Below are 18,373 nucleotides of genomic sequence, written 5' to 3' on the forward strand. Positions count from 1 at the left end.
CGATGGAGGCCTGAATGTTTCGACGCCACTTCCTGCAGGCCCTGCCGCTCGCCGCGGCCGCCGTGTCGACTGTTCCGAAAGGCGCCTTTTCGCAGGCGGTTGGTGGCGGCTCGAAAACACTGGTCGCCTACTTCTCGCGAACAGGAAACACAAGGGTGATCGCATACCAGATCAGGAGAGCGAAGGACGCCGCGCTGTTCGAAATCGATCCGGCAGTCGCCTACCCGGAGGACTACGAAGAGACGGTCGCGCAGGCTCGCCGCGAGACAGCGTCCGGATACCTTCCACCCCTCAGAGCGTCGGTCCGTCAGGTTCGTCAGTACGACGCGGTCTATCTCGGCTTTCCAATCTGGGGGATGACAGCGCCGCCGGTGATCCGCTCGTTTATCCGGACTCACGACTTGTCTGAAAAAGCGGTATATCCCTTCATAACCCACGGGGGATACGGCCTTGGAAACAGTATCGACGTGGTGACTTCCTTGGCGCCTCGGGCACACTTGAAGCCGGTGTTGTCGATGGAGGCCGATCAAGAACGACAAACGCTTGAGCAGGTTAGAGGCTGGTTGGACGGCTAGGTGGAAAGAATGACGGAGACAGCAGCGGATCAGGACGCCGTGACGGTTCGCCCCGCAGTTCCGGCGGACGCGCAGCTTCTCGGGATATGGGGAGCGGCGCTTGTCGCGCTTCACCATCAGTTCGACGCCGCGCGGTTCTTTGGGGCCGGGTCTGCCACGCCGTCGAAGTATGCGAGCTTTCTTGAGAGGGAACTTGGCCGACCAGACGCGGTCGTTCTCGTGGCCGAAGATCGCGGGTCTCTCGTCGGCTACGTCTACGCGGCGCACGAGGGCAGGGATTACATGTCCTTGCGAGGACCCGCGGGTGTCATTCACGATCTCTTCGTTGATCCAGCCCGCCGCGGTAAGGGCATCGGCAGGTCGCTCCTTGAGGCAGCCATTTACGATCTCAAGTCCAACGGCGCCGAGCTCCTCGTGCTCTCGACGGCATACCGCAACCAGGCGGCTCAGAGCTTGTTCGCTGCTGTCGGTTTCCGTCCCACAATGATCGAGATGACATATGGGGCGGACAAGAGACGTCCCAAGAATGCACTGAGCACGGATCGGGACCGCTAAGTCCACGCGTCTCGCGATCCGCAAATCCTCGTAAGGACATCCCATCGGCCGAGCTCCGTTGCGTTGCCGATGATGACGAGTTTCCCGGTCTTCGTTTCGCGCAATCTACTCCGCCGCCTCGATGAAGCGGTGGCGTTCGTAGAGGAACTTCAGCACGGCTTCGCGGCATTTGAGATATGTTCGGTCGGAGGCGAGTTCGATGCGATTGCGGGGACGGGATATCGTCACATCAAGCACTTCGCCGATGCGGGCCGCCGGGCCGTTGGTCATCATCACGATGCGATCGGACAGGAGCACGGCTTCATCGACATCATGGGTGATCATCACCATCGTGTTGCCAAGCCGGGCGTGGATATCCATCACCGCATCCTGAAGATGCGCGCGGGTCAGCGCATCGAGCGCGCCGAAGGGCTCGTCGAGCAGCAGGATCTTCGGTTCCATTGAAAGCGCGCGGGCAATGCCGACGCGCTGTTTCATACCCCCCGAAATTTCCGAAGGCCGCTTGTCCTTGGCATGCCCCATCTGCACGAGGTCGAGGTTGGCCATGACCCAGTCATGCCGCTCGGCCTTGGTCTTTGTTCTGTTGAAGAGTTTGGAGACGGCAAGGCTCACGTTCTCGTAGACCGTCAGCCGGGCAGGAGTGAGTGGTTCTGAAAGACGACGGCGCGTTCCGGACCCGGTTCGTTGACCTCGCGGTTTTCAAGGAGCACGGCGCCTGCTGAAACTGGGGCCAGGCCGGCGATGAGGTTGAGCAGGGTGGACTTGCCACAGCCCGAATGGCCAATGATCGAGACGAATTCACCTTCGGAAATCGTCAGATTGATGTCCTTCAGAACCTCGGCGCTTACGCCGCCCCGATCGAAATGTTTGTCGATGTGGTCGAGCTTGAGATAGGCGTTCATCACGAGGCTCCTCAGTTGGCGACGGCGCCGCGGGTGACGAGTTTGCCGAGCGCGGCCACCAGCTTGTCGAGGGCGAAGCCGACGATGCCGATATAGGCGAGCGCGACGATGATGTCTGGAAGGCGCGACGAATTCCACGCATCCCAGATGAAAAAGCCGATGCCGACGCCGCCAGTCAGCATTTCGGCGGCGACGATGGCAAGCCAGGAGAGGCCCACGCCGATCCTGAGACCGGTAAAGATGTAGGGTGCTGCCGACGGCAGCATGATCTTGAAGAAAAATTCGAACTGGTTGAGCCGCAGCACCTTTGCGACGTTGCGGTAGTCCTGTGGGATATTGCGCACGCCGACGGCGGTGTTGATGATCACCGGCCAGATCGAGGTGATGAAGATAACGAAGATGGCCGAAGGATTGGAATCCTGGAAAGCTGCGAGCGACAGCGGCAGCCAGGCGAGCGGAGGAACCGTACGCAGCACCTGGAAGATCGGATCGAGGCCACGCATCGCCCAGACCGACTGGCCGATGATCGCACCGATGATGACGCCGCAGACGGCGGCAAGGCCAAAGCCATAAACCACGCGCTGGAGCGAAACGAGCACGCGCCAGCCGAGCCCGATATCCTGGGAGCCGTAGTTGAAGAACGGATAGGCGATCAGGTCATAGCTTTCCTGCCAGACCTGATGCGGCGAGGGCAAAGACGCATCGGTTGATGAACAGAGCACCTGCCAGACGAGCAGGATGAGTGCCAGCACGACGGCCGGCGGAACGACATTGCGAAGTGCGGCCAATCCCGCACGACGAAAATCGAGCCGCGTTCCATGCTTGCCGGAAAATGGCAGAACCTTTGCCGCCATCTTGGCAGCGGCGGCCGTGGGGGGATTTTCTTTATTTGCCAGGGCGGACATCAACGCGCTCCTCACGTGAATGAAAGGCCGGCGCGCCGGTTGCGCGCCGGAGGCGGGGTCAGGAGGCAGCCTTGATCGAAAGGCTGTCGAGATAGGCGGAGGGATTTTCAGGATCGAAGACCTTGCCGTCGAAGAAGGTCTCCTTGCCGCGGGAAGACGATGCGGGAATGTCGGCTGCAGCGACGCCGAGATCCTTGGCGGCCTCGCGCCAGATGTCTTCGCGGTTCACCTGGTTGACCAGCGCCTTGATGTCGGTGTTCGCCGGCAGATTTCCCCATCGGATGTTTTCCGTCATGAACCAGGTATCATGGCTCTTGAACGGGTAGGAGGCGCCGTCTTTCCAAAACTTCATATAGAGGTCGGTGGCATTGACCTCGCGGCCGTTGCCATAATTGATGTCGCCCTTGAGGCGGCCGAGCACATCCTTCGTCGGGACGTTGAACCATTGGCGCTTGCCGAGGATATCAGCCATCTCCGCCTTGTTGTCCATGCTCTCGCACCACTGCTGCGCCTCCATCACAGCCATCAGCAGGGCCTTGGCAGCATTGGGATTCTTTTCGATCCAGTCGGCCCGGAGCCCGAGCGCCTTTTCAGGATGACCCTTCCAGAGCTCGCCGGTCGTGGCTGCGGTGAAGCCGATGCCCTGGTTGACGAGCTGCTCATTCCACGGTTCGCCCACACAGAAGACGTCCATGTTGCCGACCTTCATGTTAGCAACCATCTGTGGTGGCGGCACGACGATGGTCGAAACGTCCTTGTTCGGATCAATGCCACCGGCGGCGAGCCAGTAACGGATCCAAAGGTCGTGGGTGCCGCCTGGGAAGGTCATGGCGGCCTTGACCTCCTTGCCTTCCGCTTTCTTTTTCTCAAACGCGGCCTTGAGCTTGGAGGCGTCCAGTTGCACGCCGGTTTCGGCATATTCCTTGGCGACGGAAATACCCTGGCTGTCGAGATTGAGCCGGGCGAGGATTGCCATCGGCACCGGCTTATTGTTCTGCGTCACCTTGCCGGTATGCATGAGATAGGGCAGCGGCGAAAGGATGTGAGCGCCGTCGATGCCGTTTGCTGCGCCGCCCAACACAAGATTGTCGCGGGTCGCGCCCCAAGATGCCTGTTTGGCGACATCCGTTTCCGGAAGGCCATGCTTGTCGAAAAGGCCCTTTTCCTTGGCAATGATCAGCGGCGCGGAATCCGTGAGAGCGATAAAGCCCAGCTTGACACCTTTCACTTCAGGGCCTGCCCCGGCTGCGAAGGCGCCGGACGGAAAGGCCGTCTTGACGGCGCCGATGAGGGCAGCCGTTGCAGTCGTCTTGAGCATGCTGCGGCGGGTAATGCCGGTTGTCGAAATCCCAGTCGAAATCTTTGTCATGCGCAGGTTCCCTCTGCTGGCCGAATTTTGGACACAAAAAAACGCCGCCGGAAATTGCGGTCACGGGATCGGAGGATCCCGGACATCAAAAACCTTGCGACGTCGGTGTCGTGTGTAGGCGCCTATGCCGCGCCTATCTGCGCCGGTCGCCGTTGACCGGTGCGTCTCAGACCTTGCAATCAGCGTGCCAGTTGTAAGGAGAGCTCGTAACAGTATGAAGAAAAAGGAGAAATCAGATGGTTTCGCGACTGTCTATTTCTTGGGCATATATACAACGTGATCAATTTGTGTGCGATTGCTTGCTGGGATCATCTTCGTGAGAGCGCTTATTTGTGCAGTGCACACGAGAGTAAGGTAGTAATGCGGGAGCTTAGCCACGCGCCTTGGCCGCAACGGCTGCTTCTGCCCGTCGCCCGGATCGCGGTCTGTTTTATGGCATCGCGCTTTCACCGCCTGCTTTCATGACGACTTGCCTTCCCTTACAATCCCTTGAGGACACACAGGAGTTCCGTCATGAGTGAAGACGCTTTCAACATGTCGATCCGCAAGTTCCTGAAGGAAGTGGGCGTCACTTCGCAGCGCAAGATCGAGGAGACGGTGCGCGAAGGGCAGACCAGCAGTAGGAAGCTGAAGGTCCGCATGACGCTGACGGCGGAAGGCACCAGCCTCAACCACGTGGTGGACGGCGAGATCGAACTTCCATAGGCCGGCTTGGTCGCCTGGAGCCGGCAGGACCGACCGCGGCGTCATTGGGCGTGATACGCTCTTATTTGGGTCTGAATCGACGCCAACAGCACACAGGCTGGCATGAAAGTCGAGACTGCGGAACAACGCGCAAATGCCACAGTTGAACGAACGTCGATTGACGACTATCAGGGCAGGCGGTCAATGCTTGAGGCACTTGCGGCCCATTGCCATTGCCTTGTAAGTTCCCTTCAGATCGACGACGAACATTCCCTTGGTTTCCGGAAACACGATCATTTCATATTTCTTCGCTACGGCGCGCTTGAACTCCGGGTTGTCTGTCAGGATGTAGCCGCCAGAATATCCGCCCTTGAGTTCGCCGTGGGTGCTGGTGGCTACGCCACCATAGAGATGACCTCCGATGGAGACGAAGACTTCCGACTTGGTCCCGTTCGTAAGGCCGATATCCGCCTTCGAGAATACGCCAAGGTATCCCAGATCCTGATTTGCGGTGACCCCCATTTGCACCGAACCTGAGCCATAGTCGCGCACGATCAAGCAGTCTCCGCGGGTTTGATTTGTATAGACGGTCCAGCCCTCGACCTCCCCATATTTAGCAAGCACGTCACTGGCCTTGGGAACGGGAGCCTGTGCATAGGCTGCCATCGCAGACGAAATCGCAACTGACGTCGCCGCGATGAGTGTCACGAAGCTTCTCATTGATATCCCCTTTTGTGTGCAGACTGAATCGCTCTGGGATCGTGGTGGTGATCTGCGCGACCCAGTGATAACCCGAAAAAATCAGCGCCAGAATCGATATCCAAATGCAAGGAAGCCGTGAAATTCTTGGGACACTGCTCTGGCGGTTGACATGGCCCCATGCCGGATTCGGATGTTTGGAGCCTCCATTCCAATCACCGCAGCGCCACCGAACGTGACCATATATTCACTTGCTAAATAAGGAAAACGGAATTCTTCTCGATTTAAAAAAAAGAAAGTACTTCCAAACTTATGGCGTCTGCTCCCTTATCCCGGAAATATGAACGAGCACCCAGCGAAGGCGCGGTCCCTTGCCTTCAGGACATGCCAATGCCAGGTGGACTCACCCAGTTATAGGGGTTCTGCAATTATCTTGTGACCCCGAGAGCTTGAGTGCACTAAAATACCAGGGTTATGTCATTCGCCGAACGACCCAGAGTGACCGGCCCGCATGAGCGATCCCGGACACGGGCCGGACGCGAGGATCATCTTTGAGCCGCTCGGCCTCTACGACGTCAAGAAGCAGGACCTGCTGATCGGTCTCGTTTGCATTCGGCGTGATCCACCAGTGTAGATCCTCGCAGCAGAGCCCAGCCTCCGGGTGCTCCTGGAGGTACTCAATGGCATATTCGGCGTCCACTTTTCTCGGTACGGCGACGACGGACATCTGCTCTCTCCTCCTCCGTCTGCAATCATGTGGACTATACTTGATTTATGGCGGCTGTTGCGGGGCAGGCCATCGCTTTCGCTGGTGGCATGGACGGCTTTCCGCCAGCCCGCTGGGATCGATGAATGATATCGCGCGTTGGTGGTTACCGTCACTCGTGATCCCGGCTTTTCTCTTTAAGCGCTAATCGATTGTCAGGTGCATCCCTCGCACAAATCGGTCCGCTTGCTCGAAAAAAGGTCGTGGATTTCCGCTCAAGCCACTACGTGCGTTGCAGGTTCCGGGATGGCCGATACGGAAGCAAGCATGGTCACAGGAGTGGCGCCGACGAATAGCGAAGAATGCGAATTGATGATCCGGCCCGTTTCGAGCTTCAGAAGCGGCCCATCGATGTCGATCACCTTCTCGGTAAAGGAAAGCTCGCCCCAGCCTTCGGAAGTTCCCTCGATCATTACAAAGCGATAACCGGTTCCGATATCAAACATTAGAAGTCCTCCGACCTTCCGATAACCTGCCATCTGGGGCCGTAGTGTCAAGTACGGCGTCCGGTGGGTCCGCCGCCGAAATCGCCTTTGTCAAAATCGCAACGGTATCTAACCTTGCCTTCGCCGTTCGATCAGACGAAGAGCATGTGGGCGAAGATCGAATTAGCTCTCCAGCGCCGGCAATAACTTATCGGTCGTCCGTGACGTTACTCCTTTGCGCCGTGACGAGCGCGGTATCTCGCTGTCGCATTTTCGCTTGCGAAGGAGAAGCGTCGGCTCCATGTTGAAGCCGTCTCGTAGTTCGTGAGGTAATCTATGCCAACGGGTACAGTAAAATTCTTCAATGCCGACAAAGGGTTTGGTTTTATAAGTCCCGATGGAGGCGGCAATGATGTGTTCGTACACATCTCGGCTCTTCAGGCTTCCGGCATCCGATCGCTTCGTGACGGGCAGAAGGTGTCGTTCGATACGGAGCCAGACAATAGGGGGAAAGGCCCTAAAGCCGTAAACATCGAAGTGCGGTAATACTCGAACGCAGTGCGGGGTCCCCTCCATCGGCCGACTTGATTTCGTCGCCGACGACTGCGGAACCGTGCGCATCCTTCAAGCTGTCGTCCATAGATTCTGCCACTACGCACGCTTGGCTCGTCTTCCCGGCCATCCCGTTATCGGCGACGAGCAACAGCTCAGTGCGCATGACCCTTGTCGGGCAGCTCGTCCTCACTAGTTAATTAACTTGAGCATTGTAAGACTTCAGTTCCTCTTGATTCATCCATGCAATAAGCGCGCGGCTGCCATAACTTGTGTCGCCCAACAATCGTCTCCATCTGCCAGGTACGCCACCCGTGTCTATTGCATACCGGCGCTGCGACCTATCGTCGGCACGCGCGAGGAGACAATCATGAACGACATTTCGAAAACTCTGACTGATATGACCGTTTTCGAGAGATCAAGCCTGATCGAGACCGTTGCCGATGCTCTCGAGGCAACCGCCGACGCAGCAGGCGATGAAGGCGATGCGCGCTTCGTCGCCAATTCACTGTTCGTTGCCAATACAATCCGAGGCTTATCCGGCGACCTTGCACCGGGGGATATCAAGGCAGCAGAGGTCCTCCTCGAGCAGGGCATTATGCTCGTCCAGCAGTTCTCGAATCGGGGAAGGCAGCGCGCAGTCCTCAACTAGCGGCTCACCACATCTTTCCTACATGCCCCAAGCGGGGGCTCTAAGGCAACCAGGTTCGACCATTTTTACTCGCGCTCATCGTCGTTCTCTATTTTAGGATACACTAAAGGACAAAGTGACTTGGCTGAGAATGTCCCCATTCGATGCTGGGTTTTTCGTAAGATGGCCATGCGCCGTCCAACGGGGAGATGACGCACTCGATGATCGATCACGTCAAGCACGGATGGGCTCTCTTGGCTCTTAGGCGCCCAGAATGTCGCGTACTTTCGTCAGTTGTACCGGAGATGGGTGAACTTCTGGAATGCTATAGCCTAGCAAATCTACACTTGGAAAAGCTTCGTCGGGAGCACGATCGCGAAGAAGTTGAATGTTATGAGGAGTTGCGCCTCGGGATCGAGGCGGAAGCTCGCTCCTATCTACAGCAATTCGACCGAATGGCGGGATAGGAGGGATTCGAACCCCCAACCAAGCGGTTGTTAGACGCCGGCTCTCCACGTTGAATAACAGGACCGGTGGTTCGAATCCCAACGCGGACATTCTCCCAAAGGCCTACAATGAAAGCCGCTCTGTGCAGACTGCTTCCACGAGATCCTGAAGAACTCTCACACGCTCAGCAAGCCATGTGAGTTCCTCCGTGGTGATAGCGTATTTCGCCGAATATCTCGCTTCGACGTAGGCTTTGGACAGCAGCTCGAAGCATCGACGCGAAAAGCGGCTGTCGCGCGGCCATGCCGCGATAAGCCGATTGTCTATCCGCTCCGCTTGCGAACGAAGGACCTTCAGACGGTGCGATTTAGGACTATAAAGGGTCAGTGTGAGTAGTGCGCAGTGATAGTAGTTCTCGCACGCTTGGTGAAGCATGAACGCGGCGTGGTTTCGATCACTCTTGGCAAAATAGAACTGAGTGCCTTCCGAAAACTTTTCGGCACTGTTAAACCATCGCTCGAAGTAAATCTTCGCTTCCTGCTGCTCCTCCGCCGCCGTCAGTGGCTTCGGTTTCGCCAGGGGATGGCCACGCGCCTCGTAGAGGACGATGCCGTCTCTGGCGATGTCGACGAAGAAGGGGCGACCGCGGGCGAGCTGATCGTTGACGTCCTGGAGCGTGTGGACGATCGGCACGACCGGCGTTTCGATGCGATGGCCGAGCTGCTCTTTTAGCAGCCGCTCCTCGATGCTTTCCCAGAGTTCTTGCTCCTCGGCAAAGGACTTCTTGTTGACGACGATCAACAGGTCGTAGTCGGAGCGGTAGCCACTGAGGCGATCCTCAACCCAATCACCGCGGCCATACGAACCGTACAGTATCAACTTCAAGATCTTGCCGGAATTTCGCTTTGCAGACAGCTTGCTTGCCTGAAACGCCTCGACCTCGGCAAACAGGATCTCGATGATGCGTGCTAACTCGCGCCGCTTCCTGTCCGGCAAGTGCTCGATGTGGTCGGTCAGGGTCAAAGCAGCGTCGAAGCCTTCAGTGTGAATCGCATCCATCGTAGCGGTTCCATCGTGTTTGCACACCCTAAAGCTTTTACGCGAATAAAAGATTGAATACAATCAGGAGCTGGGATTAACGCTCGCTCATGCGGGAGAGTTTTTGAAGGGCCACATCGCGCAGGGCAGGCGAGTTACCTTGGACGACTGCTGCCTACTCTTCGAAGGGAGCCCGTTGGACGCCTCTCCATCCCGTGGGCATTAAGCCGCCGGGGAAGGATTGGAAAGACCTCGCCATCGGCCACGCCCAGCGCGAGGCATGGCTCTTCCGCCTACGAAGGTCGAGCAGCGCGACGCAGCTGAGACTATCGGCGTCTGCGCGATCCCCGAAACCAAGTGGATGCGGCGGCGGTTCCTAAGACTGCGGGCCGGTGCATTCGACGCGAAGAGGAGCGCGGTATGAAGGAGCCCGTGAACTCATCTCATCGTCGGCGGAAACTCTTTTGGGCCTGGAGTTGGGTTTGGAATTTCTTCTGGCGGCAAGTCCGGATCGGGCTCCTCGATCGGCGGCTCCGGAACATCGGGCGGCAGATCGGGAATGGGACCAGGCTTAGGACTTGGAGCCGGCTCGGTTGGAATGGTTGTCATGGCGAATTCCTTTCTAGAGACCCAATCCTCTCGCAGGTCGGTTTGTTCCGGAGGAGCGCGGCATGAGGCTCTCCAACTGGCCATGGGGCGATCTGCAGCCTCACTCCTATGATTTCATCCAGAAGGTCTATGCCGCGTGTAGTGACGTTCTCGCCGAGGTCGGCCGGACCAACAGCGAAGCCTTTTCTAGCAAGCTCTCGAAGAGCTCGGCCTGTATGACATGGACCTGCCGAAGGTCGGGCTGGGTAGGATCGGTCCGGACCCGCGAACGATGCTTCACGGTAACCGCGAGATGCGCGTCGCCATCGATGCCCAATCCGGCCAGAATGAGGATTTCGTTCGCCAGCTCTTTCGAGAAGCGATGACGGCCATCAGCAGCCCCTGCGATGACCCGCGCGCGATCGCCCGTCGATCCGTCCTTCCTGCTTGAAACAAAGGAGGGCCGGCGCAGGTCCGGCCCCCGTTGCTCGGACGTGGCGGCTTATAGCCGGCCGCGCCCTGTCAGCTCAACTCGCCTTCGACTTCCAGTATGTCGAGGTGTGCACGGTTGTCAGCTATGTGGAGAAGGGCGCGCAGTACGCTACCGGCAATCGGGTTTCGAGAGCGCGGCTGGCCTCGGGGTGGTCGAGGCGGTCGCGGACATCGCTCTATAGCTTGGGGAAGAACCCTATCGGATTCCCTAAAGGGCAATATCTGCACCCGCTAATACGATGTAGAAAACATATGGAAGAGTGGACATGCCCTCTTTCTGCAAATCGAGGGGCAATATCGCGCCGCAGAGGGCGCTTCCGTGTCGAAATGATCTGTCCAATTTATGTCGCTAAATAACCCCCCGTTTTGCCTTGAATCGTCTTTCAACCACCTTGGCCATCCACGTGGAGGCCCTTCAGGGAGGCATTCGAAATGAGACGGACCACGCAATTATTAACAGCAGCGGTCGCCGTCGCAGCCAGCCTTCTGGCGAGTACTGCGACGATGCACGCGCAGGACGCCGCCAAGAAGCCGAACATCCTGTTCATCATGGGCGACGATATCGGCTGGATGCAGCCGGGTATCTATCACAAAGGCTTGATGGTCGGTGAAACCCCGAACATCGATCGCATCGGTCAAGAAGGTGCAATGTTCACGACCTACTACGCCGAACAGAGCTGCACGGCGGGCCGGAACGCCTTCTTCACCGGAATGCACCCGCTGCGCACAGGTATGATCCCGCCCCAATTGCCGGGCAGTCCGTCATATCTCAAACCGGGAACTCCATCGCTTGCATGGTTCCTGCGCGACCTCGGCTACAACACCGGTGAGTTCGGCAAGAACCACCTCGGCGATCACACGGACGCCTTGCCAACCGCCCATGGTTTCCATGAGTTTTGGGGTTATCTCTACCACCTCGACGCCATGCAGGGCGTGAGTTTCCCGGATATCAACAGGACGCCGACCGAGCAGACAATTGCTCCGGCGTGCAAGAACACGCCGATCCCAGGCCTCAAAGACGACCCTGCGGCGGTGGACCCAAAAACGACGTTATGCTTGATGCCGCCACGGCCCGTGCTGGCGTGCAAATCCTCGGACGGCACCGCCGCCAACCAGACCTGCGCGGACGAAGGCCCGCTGACGCTGGAGCGCTCGAAGACGGTCGACGAGGAAATATCGAGCCACGTCATCGATTTCCTCGACCGCAACGACCCGGAGAAGACGAAAAAGCCGTTCTTCGTCTGGTACAACCCCGCGCGCATGCACATCACGACCGTGCTTCCGGACAAGTACCAGAACATGGTCGGCGAACCTGGTGGTAAGGACTGGGGTGTCAACGAAGCCGGCATGAAGCAGATGGACGACAACATCGGCTACGTGCTGAAGAAACTTGAAGAAATGGGAGAGCTCGACAATACGATTATCGCCTTCACCACCGACAATGGGGCCGAAACGATCACCTTCCCAGACGGTGGCACTACCCCGTTTAAAGGTGGCAAGCTGACAACATGGGAAGGCGGCATGCGCGCGCCGCTCGTCGTGCGTTGGCCGGGCCACATCAAACCGGGCACAGTAAAGAACGACATCTTCGCCTCTCTCGACTGGCTGCCGACACTGGTCGACATCGCAGGCGGACCCAAGAAGAACGAACTGAAGGCTGAGATCGAGAAGGGCGCCTATCCGGGAATCGCCAAGACCACGCTCGATGGCGTCAATCAGCGGGACTATCTTGAAGGGACTTCGGAAAAATCTGCCCGAGATACGTTCTTCTACTATTCCGGCAAGGATCCGTCGGCAGTTCGCTACAAGAACTGGAAGATGTATTTCGCAATGGTATCGGATGCGCCCACAGGCTTCCTCGCAGGCGTCCTCCCGTTCCACTGGACCCAGGTGGTCAATATCAAGCGTGATCCGTTCGAGACGTCGATAGGCGAGCAGATCAAAACCCTTACAGGTATGGGTGGAGCGATCTCTGCTCCAGCGACTGCCTACGTCTACGACTGGAACATGCTGCCTATCGGTCAGGCGCTGTGGCTGAAGGAACTCCAGAGTTATATCGACTATCCGCCGATGCAGGACCCGGCCAGCTATAATCTCGAACAGGTCATCCAACAGGTTCAGGCGATGAAGCAACAGCACCATCCAGGCGAATAGCCTGACCTCAACCGATGACGGACGCCGCTCGACGGCGTCCGTTTCTTCAGCATGTCCAAGGGCTGCAGAGGGCGGAACGATGAGTGATGGCATCCAAGCACGTCGTGACGAACCACGCTGGCCTCCGGTGATGGCGATCCTGGCGGTGTTCGTTTTCCTCGAAATTCTGCCGCACCACGTCTATGCCATGCCGCGATGGGTGTCGTACGCGGTTGTCGTCGCCGCACTCGTTCCAATGATCATGGTGACGGTGTCTCCCGACAACTCAACCTGGCTTCGCATCGAACGCGTCGGGACCATGCTGCTTGCCAGCGTCTACGCTGGGAATACGGCGGCGGAACTTGGCGATATGATAGGGATCATCACGATCCATCCACCGGAGACGCGATCGGTGTCGTTGCTGACTTCATCGTTTTCGATCTGGATCACCAACGTTCTTACCTTCTCGCTTCTCTATTGGCAGATCGATGCGGGCGGTCCGTCGCGCATCGCGCGTGGCATCGCAAGGAGACCCGACTGGCTCTTTCCCCAGGCGTCGGCTCCCGAGCTCGCATCGCCCGATTGGCGGCCGCTCTACATCGACTACCTGTCGCTGGCGTTCAATACGGCAACGGCCTTCAGTCCCACGGATGTCCTGCCACTCACGCCGCGTGCAAAGGCATTGATGATGCTCGAAAGCGCGATCTCGCTCCTGACCCTGGTGCTCGTGGCCGCACGTGCAGTCAATGTCATTCCGTAGCGTTCTCACGGCGAGTGCCCCAAAGGCCAATAGACAGGCGCCCCGCTTTCCAGCCACAAACACGAGGGCCTGCTGCATCGGACGACGTCCCCAGGCCGCATGAAAGGGTTTCAACCACTAGGATCGGATCACCCCATGACCCAAAAGAGGCTCATGCTCGTCGCCGCAGCGACATTCTCCGCCTTTATGACTCACGCCGTCGCCAGCCGCGCTGACACCATTAGCTACGCGGACGCCGTGACAGCGCTCGCCCAGGAGTGCGGCGCAGACATCAAGAAGCATTGCAAGGGCGTCAATCTTGGAGGTGGCCGCATTCAGGCCTGCCTCGAAGAGAATGCCGCCAGGGTCTCGCCGACATGCACCTCGACGCTTTCGAGCGTGATGACGTCCATCAAGCAGCGGCAAGAGGCACAGATGGCGTACACCAAGGTCTGCAGGCACGACATGTCTCAGTACTGCAACGGCGTGGTAGGGGACGGAAACATCCTCGCATGCCTCATCGAGACCAGCCGCGTCGATGGCAGGAAATGCGACCAGGTAATCACCGACGCCGGATGGCGCTAGGATCGAGGGATAGGAGGGAAGACAATGTTCATTGCCCGAATTCGCATATTGGTAACGGTTGGCCTGCTGCTTGCTCCAGGCTACACAACGGCGCAGCAGATCGATCACAAGCAACTGATCGGAACCTTGGCACGGCTCGACCAGGCCTCACCCGTAGTCGATGTCGCCTTGTTGGCCGAGGAGGTTGCCGCAAACGCCGGAAAGGGCGTGGCAAATCTTCCGAACTGGCAGAACCTGTCGCGGCTTTCGCAGCTCATTGTCGAGATTGATTTCGAGAATGATTCCGTCGCCATCGAGCCGGAGTCCTATCGCACGATCGGGATGATCGCCGATGCATTGCATCACCCCAATCTCTCACGATACAAATTCCTGGTGGTGGGGCATACGAGTTCGACCGGTGATGCCAAGCACAATCTCAAGCTCAGCCAGGACCGCGCGGATGCCATAACCTACGCACTGTCCACGACCTTCGCCGTCCCCCCCGATCACCTGTATCCCATCGGAGTCGGCAAGGAATGGCCGATCGATGCCGGCCACCCTGCGGCAGCCGACAATAGACGCGTGCAACTCATCAATCTGGGCCTGGTCCGGTAGAAAAGGACATATGGCCGCGACGCCGATGAGATGTACGCCTGGATACATAGGTGAGAAAGATGTCGGTCGAAGCTGACCAGCTCGCTAGCATGATCAACCACGCGGTCGCGCCGGCGTTCATGCTCAATGGCGTCGCGGCGATGGTGGCGGTGCTGGTCAATCGGATTTCCGGCGTCACCGAGCGGATCAGAAAGCTTCGCGAGATCGACGAGAGTGACATCGCCCGAGCCTCGCTGAAGAAGGGAATCGGGGAGCTGAAGCGTCGTGAACGCCTTTTAAACAGCGCATTGCACCTTGCGGTGCTGGCCGGAATCGGCGTGACGCTTCTGCTCCTCTTCGGCTTCGTCGTGGCCTTTTTGGGATACCGTCACGAACCGGGCGCGGCCGTATTGTTCATTGCGGCACTCTGCTTCCTGGCGGGGTCTCTCTTCCGATTCCTGCAGGACATCTGGCTGTCAAAAGGCGAGCACGACGACCGTCAGCTGCAATGATCGCCGAATTGGTCCCCATGCGCTCTCGCCTTCACTAGAAGTGGAAGGATACCCCTATGATCGGGCCCTGCTGGACGACGTCGAAGACAAACCCGTCGTTCTCGTAGTTGACGCCTAATGCGCGGTATCCGGCCACGGCCGAGATGGTGTCGTTGAATTTGTAGCCGAGGCCGAGGCCCACGTCCCAGTCGACGTCGGCACCACCGCCGCCCACCAGCCCCCATCCCGTGACATAGATTTCCGGGGTGAAGAAGTAGTTTCCGCGCAGGCCGACGACGGCGTCCACCCATGTCGCGCTGTCTTCCCGCTCCACACCGGCCAGAAGTCCGCCGTTGAAGGAGATGTCCGTCTCGACCGACCAGACTTTCATGCCGCCGAACACGTCAAGGTGCCCATTCTGATCTTCGAGTACGGCGTAACCCACGCCGAGAAGCCCTGCAAAGGTCTCCGACGTCACGTCGACGCTGTCGGCCAAGATGCCGCGGGGCGTGTGCGCATCGGCACCCAGCTTGACGTAGACCACGTCGCCGACGATGCTGTAGCGGTCATATCTTGCTTCGGCCGCAGCCATGAAGGCGAAGTCGAGATTGTCGAGAATGTCGCCGAAATCGGAATCGATATTGACCTCGGGAAGCCCGAATTGCCTCACGTCCCCGGAAATCCCGGCAGCCCAGAAGTATGGAGCGACCGTGAATTCCCAGCCGCTCCGGGTCTCGACCGTCTTCGCTTCGGGCGCGAGCGGTGTCACATCGGCGGCATTGCCGATCGAAGCGGCTGTGACGCCGGCCAGCAAGACAATCGCATGCAAGTATATGGCCTTCATGAGAATCCCCCGATCTCGTTCGCCCCAGCACTGCTTCCGAGTCGGGAGTGTGCAATAGGAAGTGGATTTCGGCAAGCGGAACATCTATTGCGGGTTGACGGCCTGCCGCAACTGCCTGAGCAGATCCGAGATCTGCGGGTCCTGCGGCCTCAATTGCGCCATGCGTTCTGCCAATCTCAACGCGTCCTCGAGCCGCTGAAGCTTGAGAGTGTATTGGAGCGCGAGGCCCGTGATATCCGGATGCGAGCCGGCAGCCGCCCAGGCGTCAAGTCTGTTCAGGGCGTCTTCCGTCCTCCCGACGGAATCGAGGGCAACGCCGAGCGTCGTCTTGTAGCGCGAGTTTTGCGGATCGAGCCGGATCGCTTCCTCAAGCTCGCCGATGGCATTATCAATCGCCTTCTTGCGAACCAGGGATAGAGCGTGTCCGTAACGCAAATCGGCGCGGTCCGGCGAAAGTGAAGTGGCTTCGGCGTAGGTTCGCTCGGATTTGTCGTTCTGCCCGGTGGCTCGGTAAAATTCCGCAAGATTGACGCGCGAGCCTTCCAGTGTAGGGTCGAGGGAAATCGCGTGCTGGAAGGCGGCTTCGGCCTCTGCCGCTCGCTGCTGGCCGAACAGGAAGAAGCCATAGTTGCTTTGCGTTTCCGCGACGTCGGCATTCGTTTCGACGTAGGCACGCAGGTCGTTGACCGCGGTTTCGAAGCTGCCTCGCTGGCTGCCAAAGAGGTCGGGAGGGGTTCCCCCAAGGGCCGTTGCCGCCGCCACACGCACGGCGCGCGTTTCATCGCCGAGCAGGTCGCCGATCGCCTCCAGCCTGCGCTCTGGCGGAATGTTTCCCGCAGCTTCCGCGGCCCCAAGCCGCACGAGTGGATTTATATCGGCCGATGCCGCTCGAATATCCGCCACGGCGTCCGCTCCGCCGATCCGGCTCATTCTTGCAATGGCACTGCCTCTGACAATCCCGGCCTGGTCCTGATCGTTGACCAGCTTGCGCAGTGCTTCCATAGCTGTTTGAGCGTTCGCGGCGTCGGTGAACGCATGGGCGATCGTCGGACGTTTACGCCAGTCGGTTCCGTACCACTTGTCCATGGTCTCGGCTGCCCAGGCATTGTCGTTGCGGGCATGGCATGTCGTGCATGCATTTGGCGTACCCAAGGTCGCCGACAGGTCCGGCCGGGGGACCAAGAACGAATGGTCACGTCTCGGATCGACCTTCATATATGTGCGTTGTGGCATATGGCAGTTGGCGCATTGAGCTCCCGCCGATCCGACGGGATGGTGGGTATGGCTAGGATCGTCGAACAGGCCGCTCGGATCCTGCTTCACAAAGCGCTCCGGCTTCGTTTCCGTATGGCACTGCGTGCAGAGCGCGTTGCCATCAGCCTTCAGGCTGGCATCGTGCGGCCGATGGCAGTCGAGACATGTCACGCCTGCCCTTGCCATCTTGCTCTGCTGAAACGAGCCGTATTCGAAGACCTCGTCGAGGATCTGTCCATCCGGAAAATAGAGATCCTCTCGGAGGAATGCCGGGGAGAAATAGTCGAGAAAAGGCTTCCCGGCGTCGTAACCGCTCAAGAGCCTGGTCCGCCTTGCATGGCAACCGAAGCAGACATTCGCATCAACCGTCGGCAAGCCCAGGTCTGGCTTCTCGGCTGACGAGGCGTCGCCGGACTGCGCCCATGCGACGTGCTCGGCACCCGGACCGTGACAGGACTGACAGCCGATGCTGGTGGCGACATAGGTCGACTGGTATTCGTCCGTCTGCGGTCTGAAGTTTGCTTGCGGATCGGTCGAGTGACAGTCGATGCAGGTGCGGTTCCAGCGGTAGAACGGACCCGCCCAGTGATAGGTCGACCCAGGCTTGGCCGGGGATGTATTGCCGAGCCAGAACCACTCCTGTTTGGTCGTGTCCCAGGCGACGTCGAGAGCCTGCAGCCGTCCTCCTTCTGTATCAGCGAGGTACTGCTGAAGCGGTTCGTAGGCGAGGGTGTATTTGACTTCGAACTCGGCTTGCTTGCCGTCCGGCCCTTCCGTCTTGACGAAGAAACGGCCGTCACGACGGAAGAATGTCGTGGCAATGGCGTCATGCTCGAACCGGGAATTGTTGAAATCACCTCGCACGGTGCTGTCGTTGGCGAGCGCCATGGCCTTGGCATGGTGGGATTTTGCGAAAGCGGCGGCCTGATCACCATGGCAGGACGCGCAGGTCTTCTCGTCTACGAAACCCTCATGAATCGATATCCGGGGATCCGGGCCGGGTGTCGCGATATTATCGGAGGCATGGCTCTGCCCGGCGGAGGCGAGCAACAGGAAAAAGAGGGACAACAGAAGGACGATTCCTGAAACCGCCGCTGACCGAAAAGATGCTGCCACTCAATCGCTC

Annotated in this window: 19 protein-coding genes and 1 pseudogene; 11 read left to right on the forward strand and 9 right to left on the reverse strand. The window is 58.7% G+C overall.

The window, feature by feature from the left end:
- The first annotated feature begins 14 nt into the window (after positions 1-14).
- Together LPU83_RS61245 and LPU83_RS61250 are read left to right on the forward strand one after the other, a co-directional pair.
- Positions 15-575, forward strand: a complete 561-nt coding sequence (locus LPU83_RS61245) for a flavodoxin (protein ID WP_029710229.1) — start codon at positions 15-17, stop codon at positions 573-575.
- Between the two features lie 9 nt (positions 576-584).
- Positions 585-1,130 carry a GNAT family N-acetyltransferase gene (locus LPU83_RS61250; protein ID WP_024316649.1) on the forward strand — a complete coding sequence of 182 codons (546 nt, stop codon included), beginning with the start codon at positions 585-587 and terminating at the stop codon, positions 1,128-1,130.
- A 105-nt stretch (positions 1,131-1,235) separates the two neighbouring features.
- Here the strand turns inward: LPU83_RS61250 and LPU83_RS61255 are convergent.
- From LPU83_RS61255 to LPU83_RS61265, 3 genes and pseudogenes are all read right to left on the reverse strand, one after another.
- A pseudogene (locus tag LPU83_RS61255) lies at positions 1,236-2,032 on the reverse strand (ABC transporter ATP-binding protein).
- An 11-nt stretch (positions 2,033-2,043) separates the two neighbouring features.
- The gene (ntrB, locus tag LPU83_RS61260; RefSeq protein WP_024316650.1) at positions 2,044-2,937 is read right to left on the reverse strand and encodes a nitrate ABC transporter permease; all 894 of its coding nucleotides are present in this window, start codon (positions 2,935-2,937) and stop codon (positions 2,044-2,046) included.
- A gap of 58 nt (positions 2,938-2,995) precedes the next feature.
- A complete protein-coding gene (locus LPU83_RS61265) occupies positions 2,996-4,306 on the reverse strand; it encodes a CmpA/NrtA family ABC transporter substrate-binding protein (RefSeq protein WP_024316651.1) in 1,311 nt (436 codons plus the stop codon).
- 513 nt (positions 4,307-4,819) lie between these two features.
- On the opposite strand from LPU83_RS61265, the gene LPU83_RS61270 reads away from it, so the two are divergent.
- Positions 4,820-5,011 (forward strand): DUF6494 family protein, encoded by a 192-nt coding sequence (locus tag LPU83_RS61270; protein ID WP_024316652.1) that lies wholly within the window; start codon positions 4,820-4,822, stop codon positions 5,009-5,011.
- A 180-nt stretch (positions 5,012-5,191) separates the two neighbouring features.
- Here the strand turns inward: LPU83_RS61270 and LPU83_RS61275 are convergent, their stop codons facing one another.
- The 3 genes from LPU83_RS61275 to LPU83_RS61285 all read right to left on the reverse strand — a co-directional run bounded on the left by LPU83_RS61275 (position 5,192) and on the right by LPU83_RS61285 (position 6,901).
- A complete protein-coding gene (locus LPU83_RS61275; RefSeq protein WP_024316653.1) occupies positions 5,192-5,710 on the reverse strand; it encodes a hypothetical protein in 519 nt (172 codons plus the stop codon).
- Positions 5,711-6,161: 451 nt separating this feature from the next.
- Complete coding sequence (locus tag LPU83_RS61280) at positions 6,162-6,416, reverse strand: hypothetical protein (protein ID WP_024316654.1); 255 nt, start codon at positions 6,414-6,416, stop codon at positions 6,162-6,164.
- 254 nt (positions 6,417-6,670) lie between these two features.
- On the reverse strand, positions 6,671-6,901 hold the full coding sequence (locus LPU83_RS61285) for a hypothetical protein (protein WP_024316655.1): 231 nt from the start codon (positions 6,899-6,901) through the stop codon (positions 6,671-6,673).
- 315 nt (positions 6,902-7,216) lie between these two features.
- On the opposite strand from LPU83_RS61285, the gene LPU83_RS61290 reads away from it, so the two are divergent.
- Positions 7,217-7,426, forward strand: a complete 210-nt coding sequence (locus LPU83_RS61290) for a cold-shock protein (protein WP_082321283.1) — start codon at positions 7,217-7,219, stop codon at positions 7,424-7,426.
- A 376-nt stretch (positions 7,427-7,802) separates the two neighbouring features.
- Positions 7,803-8,084 carry a hypothetical protein gene (locus LPU83_RS61295; RefSeq protein WP_024316657.1) on the forward strand — a complete coding sequence of 94 codons (282 nt, stop codon included), beginning with the start codon at positions 7,803-7,805 and terminating at the stop codon, positions 8,082-8,084.
- Between the two features lie 549 nt (positions 8,085-8,633).
- On the opposite strand, the gene LPU83_RS61300 is transcribed toward LPU83_RS61295, so the two are convergent.
- Entirely contained in the window at positions 8,634-9,569 is a 936-nt protein-coding gene (locus LPU83_RS61300; RefSeq protein ID WP_024316659.1) for a HEPN domain-containing protein, read from the reverse strand.
- An 859-nt stretch (positions 9,570-10,428) separates the two neighbouring features.
- Between LPU83_RS61300 and LPU83_RS61305 the strand changes: the two genes are divergently transcribed.
- From LPU83_RS61305 to LPU83_RS61330, 6 genes are all read left to right on the forward strand, one after another.
- Positions 10,429-10,587 carry a hypothetical protein gene (locus LPU83_RS61305; protein WP_157997376.1) on the forward strand — a complete coding sequence of 53 codons (159 nt, stop codon included), beginning with the start codon at positions 10,429-10,431 and terminating at the stop codon, positions 10,585-10,587.
- A gap of 473 nt (positions 10,588-11,060) precedes the next feature.
- Positions 11,061-12,782: an arylsulfatase gene (locus LPU83_RS61310; RefSeq protein WP_024316662.1), complete on the forward strand. Its 1,722-nt coding sequence runs from the start codon at positions 11,061-11,063 to the stop codon at positions 12,780-12,782.
- 79 nt (positions 12,783-12,861) lie between these two features.
- Entirely contained in the window at positions 12,862-13,521 is a 660-nt protein-coding gene (locus LPU83_RS61315; protein ID WP_024316663.1) for a hypothetical protein, read from the forward strand.
- 153 nt (positions 13,522-13,674) lie between these two features.
- Positions 13,675-14,085, forward strand: coding sequence for a cysteine rich repeat-containing protein (locus LPU83_RS61320; protein ID WP_374046201.1), 411 nt, complete (start codon positions 13,675-13,677; stop codon positions 14,083-14,085).
- Between the two features lie 24 nt (positions 14,086-14,109).
- The gene (locus LPU83_RS61325; RefSeq protein WP_024316665.1) at positions 14,110-14,679 is read left to right on the forward strand and encodes an OmpA family protein; all 570 of its coding nucleotides are present in this window, start codon (positions 14,110-14,112) and stop codon (positions 14,677-14,679) included.
- Positions 14,680-14,738: 59 nt separating this feature from the next.
- A complete protein-coding gene (locus tag LPU83_RS61330) occupies positions 14,739-15,170 on the forward strand; it encodes a DUF2721 domain-containing protein (protein ID WP_024316666.1) in 432 nt (143 codons plus the stop codon).
- A 34-nt stretch (positions 15,171-15,204) separates the two neighbouring features.
- On the opposite strand, the gene LPU83_RS61335 is transcribed toward LPU83_RS61330, so the two are convergent.
- Together LPU83_RS61335 and LPU83_RS61340 are read right to left on the reverse strand one after the other, a co-directional pair.
- Positions 15,205-15,993, reverse strand: a complete 789-nt coding sequence (locus LPU83_RS61335) for a porin family protein (protein WP_024316667.1) — start codon at positions 15,991-15,993, stop codon at positions 15,205-15,207.
- Positions 15,994-16,077: 84 nt separating this feature from the next.
- Positions 16,078-18,318 (reverse strand): tetratricopeptide repeat protein, encoded by a 2,241-nt coding sequence (locus LPU83_RS61340; protein WP_258579715.1) that lies wholly within the window; start codon positions 18,316-18,318, stop codon positions 16,078-16,080.
- Positions 18,319-18,373: the final 55 nt, after the last annotated feature.

It is taken from the genome of Rhizobium favelukesii (assembly GCF_000577275.2).
Lineage (GTDB): Bacteria > Pseudomonadota > Alphaproteobacteria > Rhizobiales > Rhizobiaceae > Rhizobium > Rhizobium favelukesii.